The organism is Dellaglioa sp. CoH-56-MRSF-12, from assembly GCF_056782075.1.
Genome location: NZ_JBXAYD010000108.1, coordinates 1 through 265, shown reverse-complemented (window position 1 = coordinate 265; position 265 = coordinate 1). Strand labels below are relative to the sequence as shown.

Sequence of the window (265 nt, the reverse complement as noted above, 5' to 3'; positions counted from 1 at the left end):
GCAACTCCTGTTGCTGAACATTGTAAAACGCGGGCTCCTGCCCACGGTACTATTTACTACGAAATGCCGAATTACTGGCGCTTGGTCAAACGATCAAGCTCCTGAAGATTTGCCTTCAGTGCAGCCTGAATAACAGCCAACCGGCGATTGCCCTCGATCATGTCTTCCACGAAATACCAAGGAGCGCTCTTCGCTTTGTTGATAACATCGACTTGTGCGTTCACCACCGCGATCTGCGCTGCCTCATCGATTCGGAGCTTCCGGA

1 protein-coding gene is annotated in these 265 nt (G+C 51.7%); it reads right to left on the bottom strand.

All coding sequences use genetic code 11. From position 1 onward, the window contains the following. Positions 1–71: 71 nt before the first annotated feature. Positions 72–265: hypothetical protein (locus tag AC1RPY_RS07950; protein ID WP_481763144.1), on the bottom strand; the 194-nt coding region annotated here is incomplete at its 5' end.